This is a genomic window from Bilifractor sp. LCP21S3_A7 (assembly GCF_052118825.1).
Classification (GTDB): Bacteria; Bacillota; Clostridia; order Lachnospirales; family Lachnospiraceae; genus Bilifractor.
The window spans coordinates 1-19,293 of the sequence record NZ_JBQKGL010000003.1; the positions used below are offsets into that span (position 1 = coordinate 1).

Annotated in this window: 12 protein-coding genes; 11 read left to right on the forward strand and 1 reads right to left on the reverse strand. The window is 49.1% G+C overall.

Features of this window, described 5'->3' with window-relative positions:
- Window positions 1–329: 329 nt before the first annotated feature.
- On the forward strand, window positions 330–671 hold the full coding sequence (locus ACTQ1O_RS03255; RefSeq protein WP_441486084.1) for a helix-turn-helix domain-containing protein: 342 nt from the start codon (window positions 330–332) through the stop codon (window positions 669–671).
- Window positions 672–1,335: 664 nt separating this feature from the next.
- On the opposite strand, the gene ACTQ1O_RS03260 is transcribed toward ACTQ1O_RS03255, so the two are convergent.
- The gene (locus tag ACTQ1O_RS03260) at window positions 1,336–2,463 is read right to left on the reverse strand and encodes a DUF362 domain-containing protein (protein WP_441486085.1); all 1,128 of its coding nucleotides are present in this window, start codon (window positions 2,461–2,463) and stop codon (window positions 1,336–1,338) included.
- Between the two features lie 499 nt (window positions 2,464–2,962).
- Between ACTQ1O_RS03260 and ACTQ1O_RS03265 the strand changes: the two genes are divergently transcribed.
- The 10 genes from ACTQ1O_RS03265 (at window position 2,963) to ACTQ1O_RS03310 (ending at window position 19,201) form a co-directional block, all read left to right on the forward strand.
- Window positions 2,963–3,184, forward strand: coding sequence for an LDCC motif putative metal-binding protein (locus ACTQ1O_RS03265; RefSeq protein WP_441486285.1), 222 nt, complete (start codon window positions 2,963–2,965; stop codon window positions 3,182–3,184).
- Between the two features lie 142 nt (window positions 3,185–3,326).
- Window positions 3,327–4,595, forward strand: a complete 1,269-nt coding sequence (locus tag ACTQ1O_RS03270) for an HlyC/CorC family transporter (protein ID WP_441486086.1) — start codon at window positions 3,327–3,329, stop codon at window positions 4,593–4,595.
- A 415-nt stretch (window positions 4,596–5,010) separates the two neighbouring features.
- Complete coding sequence (locus ACTQ1O_RS03275; protein WP_441486087.1) at window positions 5,011–6,018, forward strand: deoxyguanosinetriphosphate triphosphohydrolase; 1,008 nt, start codon at window positions 5,011–5,013, stop codon at window positions 6,016–6,018.
- A gap of 180 nt (window positions 6,019–6,198) precedes the next feature.
- Entirely contained in the window at window positions 6,199–7,989 is a 1,791-nt protein-coding gene (dnaG, locus tag ACTQ1O_RS03280; protein ID WP_441486088.1) for a DNA primase, read from the forward strand.
- A gap of 10 nt (window positions 7,990–7,999) precedes the next feature.
- Window positions 8,000–9,127, forward strand: a complete 1,128-nt coding sequence (rpoD, locus tag ACTQ1O_RS03285; protein WP_441486089.1) for an RNA polymerase sigma factor RpoD — start codon at window positions 8,000–8,002, stop codon at window positions 9,125–9,127.
- A 121-nt stretch (window positions 9,128–9,248) separates the two neighbouring features.
- A complete protein-coding gene (locus ACTQ1O_RS03290; protein WP_441486090.1) occupies window positions 9,249–10,016 on the forward strand; it encodes a tRNA (adenine(22)-N(1))-methyltransferase in 768 nt (255 codons plus the stop codon).
- On the forward strand, window positions 10,006–10,824 hold the full coding sequence (locus tag ACTQ1O_RS03295; RefSeq protein WP_441486091.1) for a Nif3-like dinuclear metal center hexameric protein: 819 nt from the start codon (window positions 10,006–10,008) through the stop codon (window positions 10,822–10,824). Before ACTQ1O_RS03290 ends, ACTQ1O_RS03295 begins: the two co-directional genes overlap by 11 nt.
- A 343-nt stretch (window positions 10,825–11,167) precedes the next feature.
- Window positions 11,168–12,841: a nucleoside kinase gene (locus ACTQ1O_RS03300; RefSeq protein WP_441486092.1), complete on the forward strand. Its 1,674-nt coding sequence runs from the start codon at window positions 11,168–11,170 to the stop codon at window positions 12,839–12,841.
- Window positions 12,838–13,056, forward strand: coding sequence for a hypothetical protein (locus ACTQ1O_RS03305; RefSeq protein ID WP_441486093.1), 219 nt, complete (start codon window positions 12,838–12,840; stop codon window positions 13,054–13,056). The genes ACTQ1O_RS03300 and ACTQ1O_RS03305 overlap by 4 nt, the downstream gene beginning before the upstream one ends.
- Window positions 13,057–13,375: 319 nt before the next feature.
- On the forward strand, window positions 13,376–19,201 hold the full coding sequence (locus tag ACTQ1O_RS03310) for a Cna B-type domain-containing protein (protein WP_441486094.1): 5,826 nt from the start codon (window positions 13,376–13,378) through the stop codon (window positions 19,199–19,201).
- Window positions 19,202–19,293: the final 92 nt, after the last annotated feature.

The following is a 19,293-nucleotide window of genomic DNA, read 5'->3' on the forward strand; positions in this document are numbered from 1 at the left end:
ACTGTTACTAATCGGTCGAGGGTTTGACCTGAAGCATAAGTTGGAAGGAAAAGAGGGAATCCGGAGACGGATTCCCGGGAAGCGTTTGTGTGTTCAGTTTTGAAGGTATGTGTTGATTTTCTGAAAAGTCTGCTTTGACAGACTTTTTTTTTTAATTGTATAAGCTCTTCGAAAACGCAGACAGGCTCGTCACACGCAAAGCGTGTGTAAGAGACTGAATGCGATTTCGAAGGCATTTTCAATATAATATTATGAACACTGTCTACGCCCTGAGAATTACGCACCCGCTCATAATATATTTCTAAAGATGGTTGAAGAGGTGCAGTCGGATGGGTAAACAATGTGATTTTGAATTCGCAAATCTCGGGCAGGTTGTGAAAAAACTGAGAAAGGAACATGGGCTGACACAGGTGGATGTTGCCAGAACCCTGAATGTGACGCCTGGATATATCAGCAACGTGGAAAACAGCAGAACTGAGATGTCTCTCCGCATGCTGTGCTACTATGGAGATTTAACAGGGCTCACACTGGATGAGCTTGTCGGGAAAGCGGTACCGGCATATCGGAAAACTTCTCTGGATCATAAGATATCCAGGATGGTGGAGAAGCTGGGTGAAGAGGACAAACAGAAGGTTATCGATACGCTCAGCATATGGACGAATGTGGAATGACATATCATTAAAATGCGCAGACGGTTTAAAAAGCACCACAGAAATATCAGAAAGCAATGTAGAAATATCAGAAAATACTGCAGAGGCGTTAGATAATACCGGAAATAATTAAAGAAGAGCATTGCTTTATGCATTTCTCTTTGCTAGTATAGCTTTCATAATTTAAGAAAAAGAAATTTGAAAACTTGTCGGACGTACAATGAAGTATCTGCCATCTTTAGCGATGGTCGGGTACTTTTTTGTACTACATGTCGGTGAAAATGATGCATGTACTGTTAATGATACAAGGACGTATCGGGAAGGAATTCCCGGTGCGCCCTTATTTTTTTACGCGAGCGTCGCGATAGCGAGATAAAACTCGCGCAGCGTGTTTTATCTCGTTTCGTAAACAGTGAGACGTACTGATTCACGAAGCAGACGTGTGAGGCTCCATTCGCATCGGCGGGATATCATCCGCGAAGAGCGGCATTGCCTTGCCTGACACAACCATTAAACTGCTGCCGAAGATTTGCGTTCAGATCGTAGTAGAGGACAAGAAGGTCGAGCCGATCATACTCTGAAATCTATGTATATAATGCCATCAATGAGAATACGTGAATTTCCCGGACCATTTTGAATGATCCGGGAAATACTCATGACACTTATTCCAGACGGTTATTTGTGATCACTTCATTGTGACCAGTTCATAGGAGCGGCTGCCGAGGCCGATCTTCTCGGCGTGCTCGAGCGTCTCCTTCCAGCGCACGTTTGGGTTGCTGTCCAGGAAATGGTCGTGATAGTGGTGCCAGTCCGGTTTTGCGAGGTTGTCGCCGAGCTGACTGTTGCGGATCGGCGTGGCAGCGAGACAAGCGTCAACGCAGGCCTGATCGAGGGCAACCGGATCAAAGGAGGCAAACATTCCGATATTCGGAAGAATCGGGGCGTCATTCTCCGGGTGGCAGTCGCAGTTCGGGGAGACATCGGTGATCAGACTGATGTGGAAGGTCGGGCGGCCGTCACAGACTGCCTGGGAGTATTCGGCGATCTTGCAGCCGAGGATTTCGTTGGCGTCCTCGTTGTTGTTTTCGATGGCGTCGAAATTGCAGGCTCCGATGCAGCGTCCGCATCCCTTGCAGATATCCTGATCGATGTGTGCCTTTCCGCTCTCGTAAGAAATGGCATCGGATCCGCACTCCTTTGCACAGTTCCTGCAGCCACGGCATTGTTCTTCAATGACATGCGGCTTTCCGGAGTTGTGCTGGTGCATCTTGCCTGCGCGGCTTCCGCATCCCATACCGATATTTTTGAGCGCTCCGCCGAAGCCGGTCGCCTCATGACCTTTGAAATGAGTGAGGCTGATCAGGATGTCGGCGTCCATGATGGCATGACCGATATATGCCTCCTTGAGATATTCACCGTTCCGGATCGGGACGATCACCTCATCTGTTCCGCGCAGACCGTCGCCGATGATGACGTGGCATCCGGTGGTCGCCATGCTGAAACCGTTCTCTTCGGCACAGCTTAAATGATCAAGCGCGTTCTTCCTGCTTCCCGGGTAGAGCGTATTGCAGTCGGTCAGGAAGGGATTTCCGCCGAGTTCCTTTACGACGTCAGCGACTGCTTTTGCGTAGTTCGGACGCAGATAGGAAATGTTGCCGAGCTCGCCGAAATGCATCTTGATTGCTACAAACTTTCCATCCATGTCAATGTTGCCGATTCCTGCCTTGCGGATCAGCTTCGCCAGCTTCCCCGGCAGGCTCGGGCCATTTGTGTGTGTACGAAAGTCGGTAAAATAGACCTTTGATTTTTCCATCAGATTCCCTCCGCATACATTGAATATACATTGAATCCGACCTCTTCCAGATTGCTTCTGCGCGAATGCCCGCGCGGAATCCGAAAAAAGTCTTTTTTATATTATAAAAGTTGTCTTTGTATAATTCAAGACAGGTTCTGCCCTGCCGGTAAAGGTTCTGATCTGCCGGAAGATCAGACGAGCATTCTTATAGTGAAAACAGTTGAGACGGCAAAAACCCAGAACATATGACAGGCAATCGAGAACGTGCGGCATACTCCTGAGATCTTGCAATAAGCAATTTCAACAAGTCAGAAGCGAATCAGACTATATATAATATAATATATAATCTGAAGCGATTCAGATTATGTGAGAAGGAATTCAGGATATGTCGGCTGTGAGAAGGAATTCAGGATATGCTGGCTTGCGAAAAAGGATTTCCGTGCTATGATAGGAATACGGTGAAATCCCGTGCAGAAAAGAACTTCCAGATATCAGCAATAGGGAAATTTCAGATTTGATGAGAATTCGTAATACAGGAAGGAAGATCCGAACGATCAAGAAAGGAAATGGTTTTTGTCATATGAGTATTTTTTCCGGAATCAAAAATCATTGGAATGCGTGGCTGAAGCGTATGGCGGATTCGAACAAGGAAGCGTTTCACGGCGAGGTGCCGGACTGCTGCAAGCTGAAACAGCAGAATCAGCCGGGGCAGAAGAGCCGTGAAGAACGGCAGAAGTAATGCCCGGGCCAGAAGAGCTGTGAAGAACGGCAAAAGTAATGCCCGGGGGCAGAAGAGCCGTGAAGAACGGCAGAAGTAATGCCCGGGCGAGGTCCTGTGCCGCGTACAATGACATTTTTGAGGGGATGAATGCAGGAAAGATATGGAAAAAAATATCGGTACTCTGGTGGTTATCGTAATTTGTGTAATATTGTCGGCTTATTTTTCAGCGACGGAGACGGCGTTTGCCTCGCTGAATCATATCCGGGTCAAGAATATGGCGGAGAAGGGAGACCGGCGGGCGATCCTTGTCATGAAGCTGCTGGACCGTTATGACAGTGTCCTCTCCACGATTCTGGTCGGAAACAACGTCGTAAATATCGGCGCGACGTCGCTGGCGACCGTTTTCTTCGTGCGTATGCTCGGAGAGGATGCGGGTTCCGGTATTGCGACGCTGGTGACGACGCTGGTGCTCCTGATTTTTGGCGAGATTTCGCCGAAGAGTATGGCGTCGGAGTTTCCGGAGCAGGTGGCGATGCTGGCGGCCCCGCTTCTGAGCTGTATTGTGGCAGTTCTGACGCCGGTGAATTTTCTTTTCGGACTGTGGAAGAAGTTTCTTGCGAAGCTCATTAAAGGTGAGGAAGACCGCGCGATTACGGACGAGGAGCTTCTGACAATCGTCGACGAGGCGGAGACCGGTGGCGGCATCGGTGAGGAGGAAAGCGATCTGATCCGCAACTCAATAGAATTCCGGGATCAGGAGGCGGTTGATATTCTGACACCGAGAGTGGATATCGTCGGAGTGGAGTATGGAACCTCCAATCAGGAAATTGCGGACATCTTTGCCCAGACCGGATACTCGAGGCTTCCGGTTTACCGGGAGGACATGGACCATATCACGGGAATCCTTTATGAAAAGGATTATTATAACAAGATTTTCGGCTCAGACCGGACGATCGACTCCATCATACGTCCGACGGTTTTTATTACGGAGCACAAGAAGATCGACGAGCTCCTGCGCGAGCTTCAGAAGAAAAAAATTCATCTGGCAGTCGTGGTCGATGAGTACGGCGGAACGGTCGGTATCGTGTCCATGGAGGATATTTTGGAGGAGCTGGTCGGCGAGATCTGGGACGAGCATGACGAAATTGTCCAGGAAATCCGGAAGATCACGGACAGCGACTATGTGGTGGAGGGTTCCGCAAACCTTGAAAAGCTCTTCGATGAGATCGGATGTGAGCGGGAGCATGATTCGATCACCGTGAGCGGATGGATTCTGGAGATCGCCGGAAAAGTTCCCTCCCGCGGGGATGTTTATCACTATGAGAATATGACAATACGGATTCTCGAGATGGATGGACACAGAGTTGGAAAGATAAAGCTTCATGTGGAGCATCCGGCGGAGAAAGAGGACAGGGCAGATCAACAGTAACTGCTGTCCGCAGGCGACGGAAAACAAGAATTCGGCAGAATCGCTGCACAGTCAAAGCTATTTAAAGCTTGTCAGGCGACGAAAATCAAGAATTGTGCATAATCGTCGGCCGACTCAGCATTGCTTAAATCAGTAGTCTGCACCAGCACCAATCCACCAGGGGTTGGTGTTTTTCTTGTCTGGACGGACAAAAATTTAACGATTTGCTTTGAAACTTTTCAAAATAAAAAAGGAAAATCCTTTTTGGCGTCGTAAATATATAATAGACGCATTTTTTCAGCCTGCGGAGCCATCCGGAGATCTTGAAGTGATGCCTGCTGATGAGTCAGCGCGCAGGATCTGGAAGTGATGTCGCCCATATATCTGGAAATTTTCGGGAAAGCAGCATTCTCGGCAGAGATTGGAGAGCAGAGCCATGAATATTCGGGAAGCGATTGAAGAAAACGAAATGGATGATCTGAGCCCTTACGCTGCCCATAGCCGGGAGACGCGGGGGCGGGACTGGCCGATCAGCGAGGATACCGTTCGAACGGATTACATGCGCGACCGGGACAGGATTCTGCACTGCAAGTCCTTCCGGAGACTGAAGGACAAGACGCAGGTGTTCCTGTCGCCGCAGGGAGATCACTACCGGACGCGGCTGACACACACGCTGGAGGTATCCCAGATTTCCAGGACAGCAGCGAAGGCACTGCGGCTTAATGAGGATCTTGTCGAGGCAATTGCTCTGGGGCATGATCTCGGGCACACCCCATTCGGCCATGCCGGGGAGAGAACCCTGAACAGGCTCTGTCCGTCGGGATTCCGCCACTATGAGCAGAGTCTCCGTGTCGTGGAAAAGCTGGAGAAAAACGGGGAGGGGCTGAACCTCACCTGGGAGGTGCGGGACGGAATTCTGAATCATCAGATGAGCACGACGCCGCACACGCTGGAGGGAAAGATCGTGCGGATCTGTGACAAGATTGCGTATATCCATCACGACATGGACGATGCACAGCGGGCGGGAATCATCAGCGAGGACGATATTCCTATTACGCTGCGGATGACGCTCGGATATACTTCCCGCGAGAGGCTGAACACACTGGTGATGGATCTGATCGCCAGCAGCCGGGACTGCGATGATATCCGGCAGTCGGAGCAGATCCATGACGCGATGATGACCTTCCGCAAGCTGATGTTTGCGGATGTGTACACAAATCCGGTGGCAAAGTCCGAGGAGCTCAAGGTGGACAGGATGCTGACGGAGATGTATGGATATTACGTCCGGCATCCGGAGCTTCTGAAGGGAGAATACCGCAAGATGCTGGAGCAGGGCGAGACACCGGAGAGGGTTGTCTGTGATTACATCTCCGGGATGACGGATCAGTACGCAATTCACAAATTCCGGGAGATCTACATTCCGAAATCCTGGGATGTATTGTGACAGGAAGGAAGTGCGATCGCGCAAAATCCGCATCTCATACAGGCTGCGGCACGATGGGTCTTCCATATGGCGGTTTACAGGGCAATCGTCAGGATATATCTTCCATAGAACCGTTAAAGCGTTTATGGTCAGTCAGGCCGGGATACCGTCAGATGCTGACAGGATAATATTGGAGGAATCATGAGATATACAGATGAGGTCATCGAGGATGTCCGTGAACGGAATGACATCGTGGATGTGATCTCTCAATATGTGAAGCTTCAGAAGCGGGGCAGCAATTATTTCGGGCTGTGCCCGTTTCATAATGAAAAATCGCCGTCTTTCTCGGTGAGCCGGGACAAGCAGATGTATTACTGCTTCGGCTGCGGCAAGGGCGGAAATGTGTACACTTTTCTGATGGAGTACGAGAATTACAGTTTTCAGGAGGCAATCAAGGCTCTGGCGGACAGGGCAGGCGTGAAGCTCCCGGAGGCGGAGTATTCGAGAGAGGAGCGGGAAGAACAGGACAAGCGGTCGAGGCTTCTGGAAATCAATAAGCAGGCGGCACTGTATTATTATTCCAGACTCCATTCTCCGGCCGGACAGGCCGGACTGAGGTATCTGGAAGGGCGCGGGCTTAGCGCGGAAACCATGCGGAGCTTCGGACTGGGCTATGCCGACAAATACAGCAACGATCTGTATCAGTTTTTCAAGAAAAAAGGCTATAGCGACGGGATTTTAAAGGAATCCGGGCTGTTTCATGTCGATGAGAAGCGGGGATTTTCAGACAAATTCTGGAACCGGGTAATGTTCCCGATTATGGACGCGAACAGCCGGGTGATCGGCTTCGGCGGCCGGGTGATGGGAGACGGAAAACCGAAATATCTGAACTCCCCGGAGACGCCTGTGTTCGACAAGAGCCGGAATCTGTACGGCCTGAATGTAGCGAGAAGGACGCGCCGGAAGAACTTTATCATCTGTGAGGGCTACATGGATGTCATTTCGATGCACCAGGCGGGATACACGAACGCCGTTGCTTCGCTCGGAACGGCGCTGACCTCTCAGCAGTGCTCGCTGATGAGCCGGTTCACGAAACAGGTTCTGGTCATCTACGATATGGACGGCGCCGGCGTGAAGGCGGCTCTGCGGGCGATTCCGATGCTTCGGACGGCCGGGCTTTCCACAAAGGTCGTAAACCTGAGACCGCACAAGGATCCGGATGAATTCATCAAGGCAGAGGGAGCCGAGGCGTTCGAGCAGAGGCTGGAGGAGGCGGAGAACAGCTTCCTCTTCATGGTCCGCATGACCGAACAGAATTACGACATGAATGATCCCGGCGAGCGAAGCAGATTTTTTCACGAGGTGGCGGCCATGCTTCTCGAGATCGAGGATGAGATTGAGAGAAACAGTTACACTGAGGCAATCGCGAGAAAATATCACATCGAGCAGAACATGCTGGTGTCGCAGATCAACCGGGAGGCGCTGAAGGGCGTGGGGAGAACCGAGATCCGGCCGCCGAAGAACACCGATGCGCGAAGGCAGAAGGCAGCCATGGCAGCTGCTCCGGCGGACAAGGAACAGAAGCTGATGCTCACCTGGATCGCGGGACAGCCGGGGCTTCTGGAACGGCTGAAGGATTATCTGTCGCCTGCGGATTTTACCAATCCGATGTACCGGGAGGTCGCGGAGATGGTCTGGGAGCAGGGAGCAAAGGGCAAAATCAGCCCGGCCGCTATTATCAATCATTTCGAGGACAGCGCGCAGCAGACAGAGGCAGCATCTCTCTTCAACACAGATATCACACTAGACAGCCCGGCAGACCGCAAGAAGGCGCTTTTCGATGTCCTCTGCCGCATGAAGCGGCAGAGCATCGACAAGAGAGCTGATGAGCTGGACCCCGCGGATATGCAGGGATTCATGAAGATCATGGATGAAAGAAAAAAGCTCGATCAGCTTCGAGCAAGAGGACTGCCGGAAAATATTTTTTCATAGGAGAATGTTCATGGAAGCAGATAACAAGAAATTGCTGGAAAAAACCAAAAGCCTCATTGAGGTAGCCAAGAAGAAGAAAAACGCTCTCGAGTACACGGAGATCGTTGAATATTACAAGGATATGAACCTCAACGAGAAGCAGATCAAGATGGTTGTGGCATATCTGGAGGATCATGACATCGATGTTCTCCGGATCCAGAGTGAGGATGAGGAGCCGAATGACGACATGCTCCTTCTCAGCGAAGAGGGAGAGGACGAGAACGAGGAGACCGATGTGGAGAACATCGATCTCACCGTCCCGGAGGGCGTCAGCATCGAGGATCCGGTCCGGATGTACCTGAAGGAAATCGGAAAGGTGCCGCTTCTGACTGCGGATGAGGAAATCGAGCTGGCCAAGCGGATGGAGGACGGCGATGAAAACGCGAAGAAACGTCTGGCGGAGGCAAATCTCCGTCTGGTTGTATCCATCGCGAAGCGATACGTCGGCCGCGGCATGCTTTTTCTGGATTTGATTCAGGAGGGAAACCTCGGACTGATCAAGGCGGTAGAAAAGTTCGATTACCGGAAGGGATATAAATTCTCAACCTATGCGACATGGTGGATCCGTCAGGCCATCACGAGAGCGATCGCCGATCAGGCCCGCACCATCCGTATTCCGGTACATATGGTAGAGACCATCAACAAGCTGATCCGCGTCTCCCGTCAGCTGCTTCAGGAGCTCGGCCGCGAGCCTACGCCGGAGGAGATCGCGAAGGAGATGAATATGTCTGTGGACCGTGTGCGTGAGATCCTGAAGATCTCACAGGAGCCGGTATCTCTCGAGACCCCGATCGGCGAGGAAGAGGACAGCCACCTGGGAGACTTCATTCAGGACGATAATGTTCCGGTGCCCGCGGACGCGGCTGCCTTCACGATGCTGAAGGAGCAGCTGGAAGAGGTGCTTGGAACGCTGACCGAGAGGGAACAGAAGGTTCTCCGGCTCCGCTTCGGTCTCGATGACGGAAGAGCCAGAACCCTCGAGGAGGTCGGAAAGGAATTTAACGTCACCCGTGAGCGAATCCGTCAGATCGAGGCGAAGGCGCTCCGGAAGCTGCGTCATCCGAGCCGCAGCAGAAAGCTGAAGGATTATCTGGACTGATATACCTGGCAGTAGCAGAAAGCTGAAGGGATTATCCGAACTGATATACAAATCAGTAACAAAAGCGAAAGAATTATCCGGACGGATATACTGATCAGAGACAAGAGGCGGGAGGATTATCTTGACGAATACACCGATCATCAACAAAATGTCAGAGCGGCTGCTGTCAGTGGCCTCCCTGGTGACGCCGGGCAGCAGGACGGCGGATATCGGAACGGATCATGGATATGTGCCGGTATACCTGGTGGAAAATAGAATTGTGGACGCAGCCATTGCCATGGACTTGAGAAAAGGACCGCTCGCCCGGGCGCAAGAGACAGTGAACAGCGCCGGACTCTCGGACCGGATCGAGCTGCGAATCTCGGACGGCCTGGAAAATCTTAAACCGGGGGAAGCGGACACGGCCGTGATTGCCGGGATGGGAGGCATGCTGATCTGCCGCATCCTGACGGCACATCCGGAGATGACAGAGTCCCTGAAAGAGTTGGTTCTGGAACCACAGTCAGAGGTGGACAGGGTCCGCCGGCTCCTTTCGGAGATCGGATTCGCGATCACAGATGAACGAATGATCTTTGAGGACGGAAAATACTACCCGATCATCAGGGCAGAAAAGTGCCCGTCTTCTCCGGCAGCACTTAATGAGATGGAAGGACACATTGAACCGTCTTCTCCGGCAGTCCTCAGTGAAATGGAGGTGCACTTTGGCCCGGTTCTGCTCCGGCGCAGGGATCCGATCCTGAGAAAGTATCTCGCGTGGCAGATTCAGGTCAACGAGCAGATCGCTGGAAGACTCGCGGCGGCAGGCAGCGGGAATTCCATGCAAAGACTTCAGGAAGTAAAGGAGGAACTGCGGCTGCTTCTGGCCGCATACAGCAGATATGAGATGTGAAGAGATTATTCAGAGACTGGAACAGGGATATCCGTTATCCTGCGCGGAAGAATGGGACAACCCCGGACTGCAGGTGGGTCGCAGAAACCGTGAAGTACGGAAGATTTTTGTCGCCCTGGACGCGACGGAACAGACGATCCGGGAAGCCGTGGAGTGGGGAGCAGACCTTATGATCACGCATCACCCTCTCTTATTTCACAGCATCAAGCAGGTGAACGACGACAGCTTCATCGGCAGAAGAATTCTTACCCTGATTGAAAACGATGTGAACTGCTACGCGATGCACACGAATTTCGACGTCCTTGGAATGGCGGAGCTCAACGAGAATCAGCTGAACCTGCAGAACGCGCATGTTCTTGACGTTATACGCGAGAATGAGGGCGTCGAGGAGGGAATCGGACGGGTCGGCGATCTGGAAGAACCCATGACACTGTATGATTTTTCCGTGACGGTCAGACGTGCCTTCGGACTCTCAACCGTGCGCTGTTATGGTCTGAAGGAACTGGAGGAAAACGAGGAAGAATCCGGAGACGACGGATTGCTGGTGAGCCGTGTGGCAGTATGCGGCGGGTCCGGCAAGAGTCTGATTGACCGGGCAATCGACGAGGGCGCCCAGGTTCTCGTGACCGGGGATGTGGACTATCACAGCGCGATTGACGCAATGGCAAGAGGACTGTATATCATCGATGCGGGACACTACGGCACAGAGTACTGCTTCATCGATTACATGGTGAAGAAGCTGACCAAGCTGTTTCCGGAGTGCAAAGTCCGCGGCGCGAAGATCATTCCGCCGTTCACGGTAATATGAGCAGAAAATACAGATAACAGAAAAGAAAAAGGCGGAATGCTCTGGCAAATCTCACAGAGTATTTCGCCCGTTGTTTTCTTATTTTATTATATTCGTTCTTCCTTATCGTTCTGTTTTTTATTGTTCTGCTTTTTTATCGTTCAGTTTTTTTATAATGTATCTTTCAAAAAAGAAGACAGTTTGGCAGGGCTTATGCCAGAAGAGCATAGGAGTGCGTGTACGGCACAAGGTGATCGGCAGCGGCTGCGGAATGTGGCGGCACACATCGCACTCATCGGATTTACATCTGTTACATTAGCAATGGATCTTCAGGCAGATGGTAAGTGACTGAGAGGAGATTATTATGTCAGGAACATTTCAGATTCAATATCAGGGAAAGCATTTCGAGGTAACCGAAGGCACTCGCTACATCGATTTTGTCGGAGCGCACCCGCTCCCGGATAACCTTCCGGTTCTGCTGGTTCTGGCAAACGGAAGACTTCAGGAGCTGAATCGGCCCGTGAAGGAGGATTGCGTGGTCGAGCCACTCACGATCAGGGATCAGATCGGCATGGCGACCTACCGAAGAAGCCTGAATCTGCTCTTCAACAAGGCGGTTCTGGATGTGGAGAAGAGGCGCAATCCAGGAAAGGATATCCGGATCACGCTGAATTTTTCAAATGGAAACGGATATTACTTCACCTTCAGCGGAGAGGACAGACCGGATGAGGAATTCGCTTCTCTGGTAAAGAAAAGAATGCAGGAATTGGTGGAAGAGGACCTTCCGATCTGTAGAAAGACACTATCCACCTATGACGCGATCCGTTCTTTCCGGAAACAGGGGATCGCCTACAAGGAAAGACTTCTGAAATACCGCAGAGTATCTACGGTGAACCTGTATGTGCTCGGCGATTATCAGGACTATTTCTATGGCTATATGGTACCCGGCACAGGCTGCCTGAAGGTATTTGATGTCTGCTGCTATGAGGACGGGGTGGCTCTGGTCTACCCGAAACACGACGAGCCGGACCGTGTTCGCCCATATGCACCCTTCCCGAAGCTTTTCAAGGTACAGTCGCTTTCAGAAGACTGGAATTCGCGGATGGGAATCCAGTCGGTGGCGGACCTGAATGATACAATTACAAGAGGAGATATTGAACATAAGCTGCTGGTGGCGGAGGCACTACAGGAAAGCCGGATGTCGGACATTGCGCAGGACATCCGGAAGCGGGGCAATGTGAAGTTTGTCATGATTGCTGGTCCGTCATCCTCCGGCAAGACCACGTTCTCCCGCCGGCTGTCGATTGAACTCACTGCCCATGGGCTGACCCCGCACCCCATCAGTCTCGACAATTTTTACCGCGACAGACAGTACTGCCCGAGGGATGAGAATGGAGATTATGATTTTGAATGCCTGGAGGCCTACGATCTGGAGCTGATCCGCGAGGTACTGAGTGATCTGATGAATGGAAAAGAGGTCGAGCTTCCGTACTTTAACTTCCTGACCGGCCAGAGGGAATATCACGGTCAGAAGCTGCAGATGAAGAATTCGGATATTCTGGTCATCGAGGGAATCCACGGACTCAATCCGAAGCTGTCGGAGCACCTGCCTGCGGACTGCGTGTACCGTGTCTACATCAGCGCTCTGACACAGCTGAATATCGATGACCATAACCCGATCTCGACTACCGACGGCCGTCTTCTTCGTCGCATTGTCCGCGATTACCGGACCCGGGGAACCGACGCTCTGGAGACGATTCGCAGGTGGCCGTCGGTTCGAAGAGGCGAGGAAAAATATATTTTTCCCCACCAGGAAAACGCAGATGTCATGTACAATTCCGCGCTGATCTACGAGCTTTCTGTTCTGAAGATCTATGCCGAGCCGCTGTTGTTTCAGGTGCCGGAGGATGCTCCGGAATATCTGGAGGCAAAACGGCTGCTGAAGTTTCTGGACTATTTCCTCGGGACGCCCTCGGAAAGCGTGCCGGTGAACTCCATACTCAGAGAATTCATAGGAGGGAGCTGTTTCGACGTATGAAAAAAATCATAGGAATCTCAGGATACATTCTGATGGTGATCGGCACCATCTGCCTGTTTGGAGCGCTGTTTATCGTGATCGGCGCTGCAATCTGGAATATAAATTTGCTCATATACGGAGATCACACATTGACCATTGCACTGATTCTGATCGCGGCATGCCTTGATGCGCTGGGATTTATGCTGCGGTGGATCAGCGGGAAGATAGAAGACTGAGAATACGATGATATATCAAAAACGTTTTCGTTAAAAAATACACAATGTATACGATAGATTGTGTTTACTTTCGTTTTTATTTGTGTTATAAGGTATTATAGTAATGATTCCTACTATTGTAATTAAAATCATATTATACTTATCCGATAGCAGAAGGATTTTGAGACGATAACAGGAAGCATTTTTAAAGCTTTTTTATCTGACGATCTTTACGTAAACCTCGAAACAGACTACTTGTAAAAGAGATCGGTGAAAATCAGCACAAACAAAGCATAAGAAGATTCTGGCGGAAATATTTTACTAAAAGTAAGGGGATCTTATGAAAAAAACGAAGAAATGGAAACGTATTCTCACAGTCTTATGTATCTTTACGATGATTGCAGGTATCATGAGCCCATCAGCGATTTATGCTGGTGATTCCACGCAGGAGACTGTGGCCGAGCAGACGGATACAGCTGAATCTGCTGATACACAAACCGAAACTGCCGAAACGGCGGAGACAACAATTTCGGGAGCTGCGGGAGACGCTTCCGGAGTTGCAAACAACGAAAACGATGCAGACTCCATATCCTCCGACAGTACCGTTACATCTGCTTCGGAAAATACGGATAATGCGGATAAAGAAGAAAAATCTGAATCCGATGAGACTTCCGTGACAACCACTGATTCAGGAGTGGAAGAGGCGACTGCGGAATCATACCCGGCAGTTTCTCTGAATACAAAAACAAATGATGGAACAGAAATCAACATCAGTGCACCGGAAGGAGCATTTCCGTCTGGCATTCAGGTCGCGGTAACAAAGGTGGATTCAGAGCAGATCCTTTCAGCCCTTAAGGAAGCTTCTGACAATACGGATCTGACAGCGGATCAGGTTGTGGCGTATGACTTTGATTTTTATCTGGATAATGGTGAGCATAATATTGAACCTCAGAAGGAGATTTCTGTTCAGTTTTCTATGACTCAGCTGAAAAAGGACGATTCCGTAACTGCCTATCATCTGAAGGATGAGAATTCCGTGGCAGAAAAAGAAGATGTCACAGCAGACGTATCCGCCGGAACAGCAACACTGGAATCGGGGAAGTTCTCGATACATGCATTGCTGCTGGGTTCAGCAGAAAACGCATCTGGCGTAACAATAGATTTCGATGAGAAAACAGATATTCATTCTGTTAGTGGACAAGATGGGACAAAGATCATTCTTTACTGCATGAATAATGAGTTGCATTGGCCCCATAAGACACCCAGCATTCAGAATATTCCGACTTACACGGAGACGTCGCTTGAAGAGTTCCTCAATGCAAATGGCATTACGGGTGATGATCAGAAAAAGCTGAAGACCAATCTGGAAAATCTCCTTTATGCAGGCTATCCATATAATGGATATAGTCTGTATGAGATCGTGGACAGCGTTCCTACGATTTCGGAGGATGATTTCAATCGGTTTCTTACTCCACCTCAGTATCTGAGAGACGATTTTCCGGACAGTATCGGAAACAATAACTTTACGTATGCGGATAGAAATGACAATAGGAAGTTAGCGTTGCTGACACAATTTTTGAAGGAGGCGGGTATATACTTTCAGGGAGGAACGACAGCTTCCGGGCTGAACTATCAGCAGCTGCAGCAGCTTCCCTTCTGGAGAGCGGCTTATTGCATGGTATATTTTTCAGGTGATCCCATTCAGTCCTATTCCAGTATATATGTGGCCAATTATTATGTGACGGAGTCACAATCCTATGCTGCTACACGCGATGCTATCTGGACGTTATTAAAGAATGCAGGACTGAAGGAAAACGGCAGGGATGTAACTAAGACGACATTAGTTGATAATTTGATTAATGCTAATGCTGATGGAAAAAAAACGATTCTCACAGAGAAACCTGTTGAAGATAAGGTTAGTGTCTCCGGAGATCTCAAGTTTTCTTATAGTACGCGTGATGGCAAGTGGCACACGGGTGCGTTATCGATTACGACACCGTCCACATATCATACCCCATTTAGTCTGATTCTTCCCGGTAATATTACCGAAGAAACCGGAAAGACGCAGGTAATGAGCGGTGAAAGCTTTTCATTGGTATCCGCTACAAAGCCGGATGCTTCGACATCAATCTCGCTTTCAGCCACCATCCCCTGGATGGATCCTGATCTTGAGGTATATGTGGCAGACAGTAGTGTGACTGCTTCTGATGGAACACGGTTTCAGAACATGATTGGTGCGGTTATCCACAAGACTCCGATTTCCAAAACAGTCAGTGTTTCTAGCTCAAATACAAGTTTTACATTCACCAAGATTTGGAAGGATAACAGTAATAGCGATAACGTCCGCCCGGGTCAGGATTCATACAAGAGTAAGCTCCATCTGATGAATGGCACCACGGAATTAACAGGATTTACACCGGATATAACAGATAATGGAAACGGCACATGGACAATTACGTATAAAGATCTGCCACAGATAATTGATGGCAAGGATGCTTCCTTTACTGTCCGGGAAGATGCCGTAGATAAGTACAGCGCAGACAAGGCTACCGTTATAAATAAAGAGTCTATTACGAATACATATTCGCCTGTAACCATTTCTGGTACAAAGACATGGAATGATTCGGGATACAGTAGTGTAAAAAAACCGGACAGTATAACGGTTAATCTGCTTGCCAATGGTAATCTGGTGGCTAGTAAATCGGTTACAGCAGCTACAAGTTGGAAGTACAGCTTTGATAATCTTCCTAAATACGATGACAATGGACAGGAAATCGTCTATACCATTACGGAAAATAATGTCTCGGATTACAGTACGACTGTAAATGGATATAATATTACAAATACCTATACACCGGGAAAAACAAGCGTTACTGTTAAAAAGGAATGGAAAGACAACAACAATCAGGATGGAAAACGTCCGGACAGCGTGGCGGTTCAACTTCTTTCAAATGGTGAAAAGCAAGGGGAAGCAGTTGCTCTATCAAACAAAAACGGATGGACTCATACATGGGGCAATCTCGATGAGAAGGATAAGGAATCTAAAGAGATTACCTATACAGTAGAGGAAGTCAATGTCCTGGATGAATATACGACAGCAGTAAGTGCTGGTGAGAAGCAGCATTATTTTGTCATTACAAATACGCATACACCAGAAACAACGACAGTAAGCGGTACAAAGACCTGGGATGACAACAATAACCAGGACGGCAAACGCCCATCTATGATTACGGTAAATCTGTTGGCTGACGGAGAACAAATACAGAGTCAGGATATTACTGCAGATCAAAGCGGAAACTGGAAATACAGTTTCACAAATCTTCCAAAATACAAAGATGGTAAGGAAATTAAATACACAGTTAACGAGGAGCCGGTAGATAGTTATAAAACTACAATAGAGAACTACAATATCACAAATAAGCATACACCGGAGACGACAGAAATAAGCGGTACAAAGACTTGGAATGATAATGAGAACCAGGATGGAAAGAGACCGACAAGCATCACGGTGAGACTGTTGGCTGATGGTAATGAGGTGGCGTCTAAAGCTGTTACGGCGGGTAGTGGGTGGACGTATAAGTTTGATAAGCTCCCGGTTTACAGTAACGGCAATAAGATTACTTACACGATCTCGGAAGATGCCATTGATGGTTATTCGAGTAGTAGAGATGGATTTAACATTATTAACAGTTACACACCAGAACAGACTGTGCTGAACGTTCAAAAGGTCTGGGATGACAGCAACAATCAGGACGGCAAACGCCCAAATTCTGTTACGGTGCAGCTGTACGCGGATGAAACAGCAAGCGGTGAGCCGGTCACATTATCAGCATCTAATAATTGGTATCATACCTGGACGAAGCTTCCAATATATAAGGGTGGCGAGAAGATCAAATATACAGTGAAGGAAACTTCGGATCTTCCGAAAGGGTATACGCCGAAGATTTCAGGAGATGCAGAGAAAGGATACATAATTACCAATAGCTATACGCCCGAAACAACAACAGTCAGTGGCTCGAAGACTTGGAGTGAGCATGATAATCAGGATGGCGAAAGACCGGATAAAATTAAAGTGAGATTATTAGCTGATGGTAAGGAAGTGTCATTTACAACCGTTAGTGCGGCTGACGGGTGGAAGTATAAGTTCGATAAACTTCCGGTTTACCATGACGGAGATATAATCAAATATTCGATATCAGAAGATGCGATCCCCGATTATACAACGGAAATCTCCGGATATAACATCACGAATAGTTACACACCGAAAGAAACCAGTGTGAGTGTGCTGAAGAATTGGGCTGACTCAGACAATCAGGATGGAAAACGTCCAAACGACGTACAAGTTCAGCTGCTGGCGGACGGTGATGCATCCGGTGAACCAGTGACACTGACTTCTTCGAACTGGATGTATACTTGGAAGAATCTTCCTATGTACAAAAACAGTGGCACGGAAATTAAGTATACAGTTAAAGAAGTGTCAAAGCTTCCTGATGGTTATTCGTCTATTATTACAGGAGATGCTGTACGTGGATATACGATTACCAACAGTTATCAACCGGAAAAAACAACGATTTCCGGTTCAAAAACCTGGGATGATAATAACAATCAGGATGGCAAGAGACCGGACAGCATTATGGTCAAGCTTCTGGCAGACGGAATCAGGGTTGCTGAGAAGACAGTAACGGCGGAAGATGGCTGGAAGTACTCATTTGAGGATCTCCCGGTTTACAAGAATGGTCAGAAGATTAAGTATTCTATTGCTGAGAGTGGGGTTGAGAATTACTCGACTACCATCGAAGGATACAATATCACAAACAGTTACACACCGGAGAAAACCAGTGTGACCGTTCTAAAGAGATGGAATGACAGTGAGAATCAGGACGGCAAACGCCCGAACTCGGTCACTGTTCAGCTGTACGCGGACGATGAGGTGAGCGGCAAACCGGTGACCCTGACAGAATCAAGCGGCTGGCTTTACACGTGGATCGGACTTCCTATGTATAAAAATGACGGAACAAAGATCGCATATACAGTTAAAGAAGATTCAGATCTTCCGAGTGGTTATACATCTTCTGTCACAGGAAGTGCCGAGGGCGGTTACGTGATTACGAACAGCTACACGCCGGAGAAGACTACGATTTCCGGGACGAAGACCTGGGACGATAAGAACAATCAGGATGGCAAGCGCCCGGATAGTATCACGGTAAAACTGCTGGCGGACGGAGACAAGGTTGCTGAGAAGACAGTGACGGCGGACGACGGCTGGAAGTACTCATTTGAGGATCTCCCGGTTTACAAGAATGGTCAGAAGATTACGTATACTATTGCTGAGAGTGCGGTTGAGAATTATTCGACTGCAATCAACGGATTCGATATCACGAACAGTTATACACCGGAGAAGACCAGTCTGAGCGTTCTGAAGAGATGGTATGACAGTGAGAATCAGGACGGCAAACGCCCGAACTCGGTTACTGTTCAGCTCTATGCGGATGGCAAGGCGAGCGGTGAACCGGTTACCCTGACGGAATCAGGCAACTGGCTTTACACGTGGACCAGACTTCCTATGTATGAGGACGGAGGAACAAAAATTCAATATACAGTTCAGGAAACTTCTAAACTTCCGGATGGTTATACATCTTCTGTAACGGGAAGCGCTGAGGGGGGCTACGTGATCACAAATTCGTATACACCGCCAACGGATCCGACAGAAACGCCAACTCCGTCAACGACACCGACGGAAACGCCAACTCCGTCAACGACACCGACGGAAACACCAACTCCGTCAACGACACCGACGGAAACGCCAACTCCGTCAACGACACCGACGGAAACACCTGCGCCGTCAACGACAGCGACACCTACGCCCGCAGAGACATCCACGCCGTCAACGACACCGACAACAACACCGACAACAACACCGACAACAACACCAGGGTCGACAGCATTGTTAACTCCCTCGAATACACCTGGCACTCCATCAGTGTCGACAATGCCGGGAAGAGGAGATAATAACTCTAAGGGATCTGCAGGAACAGTGAAAACCGGTGGGGTATTAACCGGTGACAACTCGAATACCCGTATTTGGAAGGCTTCACTCACTGCATCAGCAATCCTTCTTGTGATCCTTCTGTTCATGACCGTACGAAGCAGAAGAAAACACAGATGAACATTAAGAGCGTGAAAGTAAACGGCAGGAAAAACGTATTGTTAAGCAGGAGCCTGAAAACCTTAGAATAAGGATGCTCAAAATATACGGAA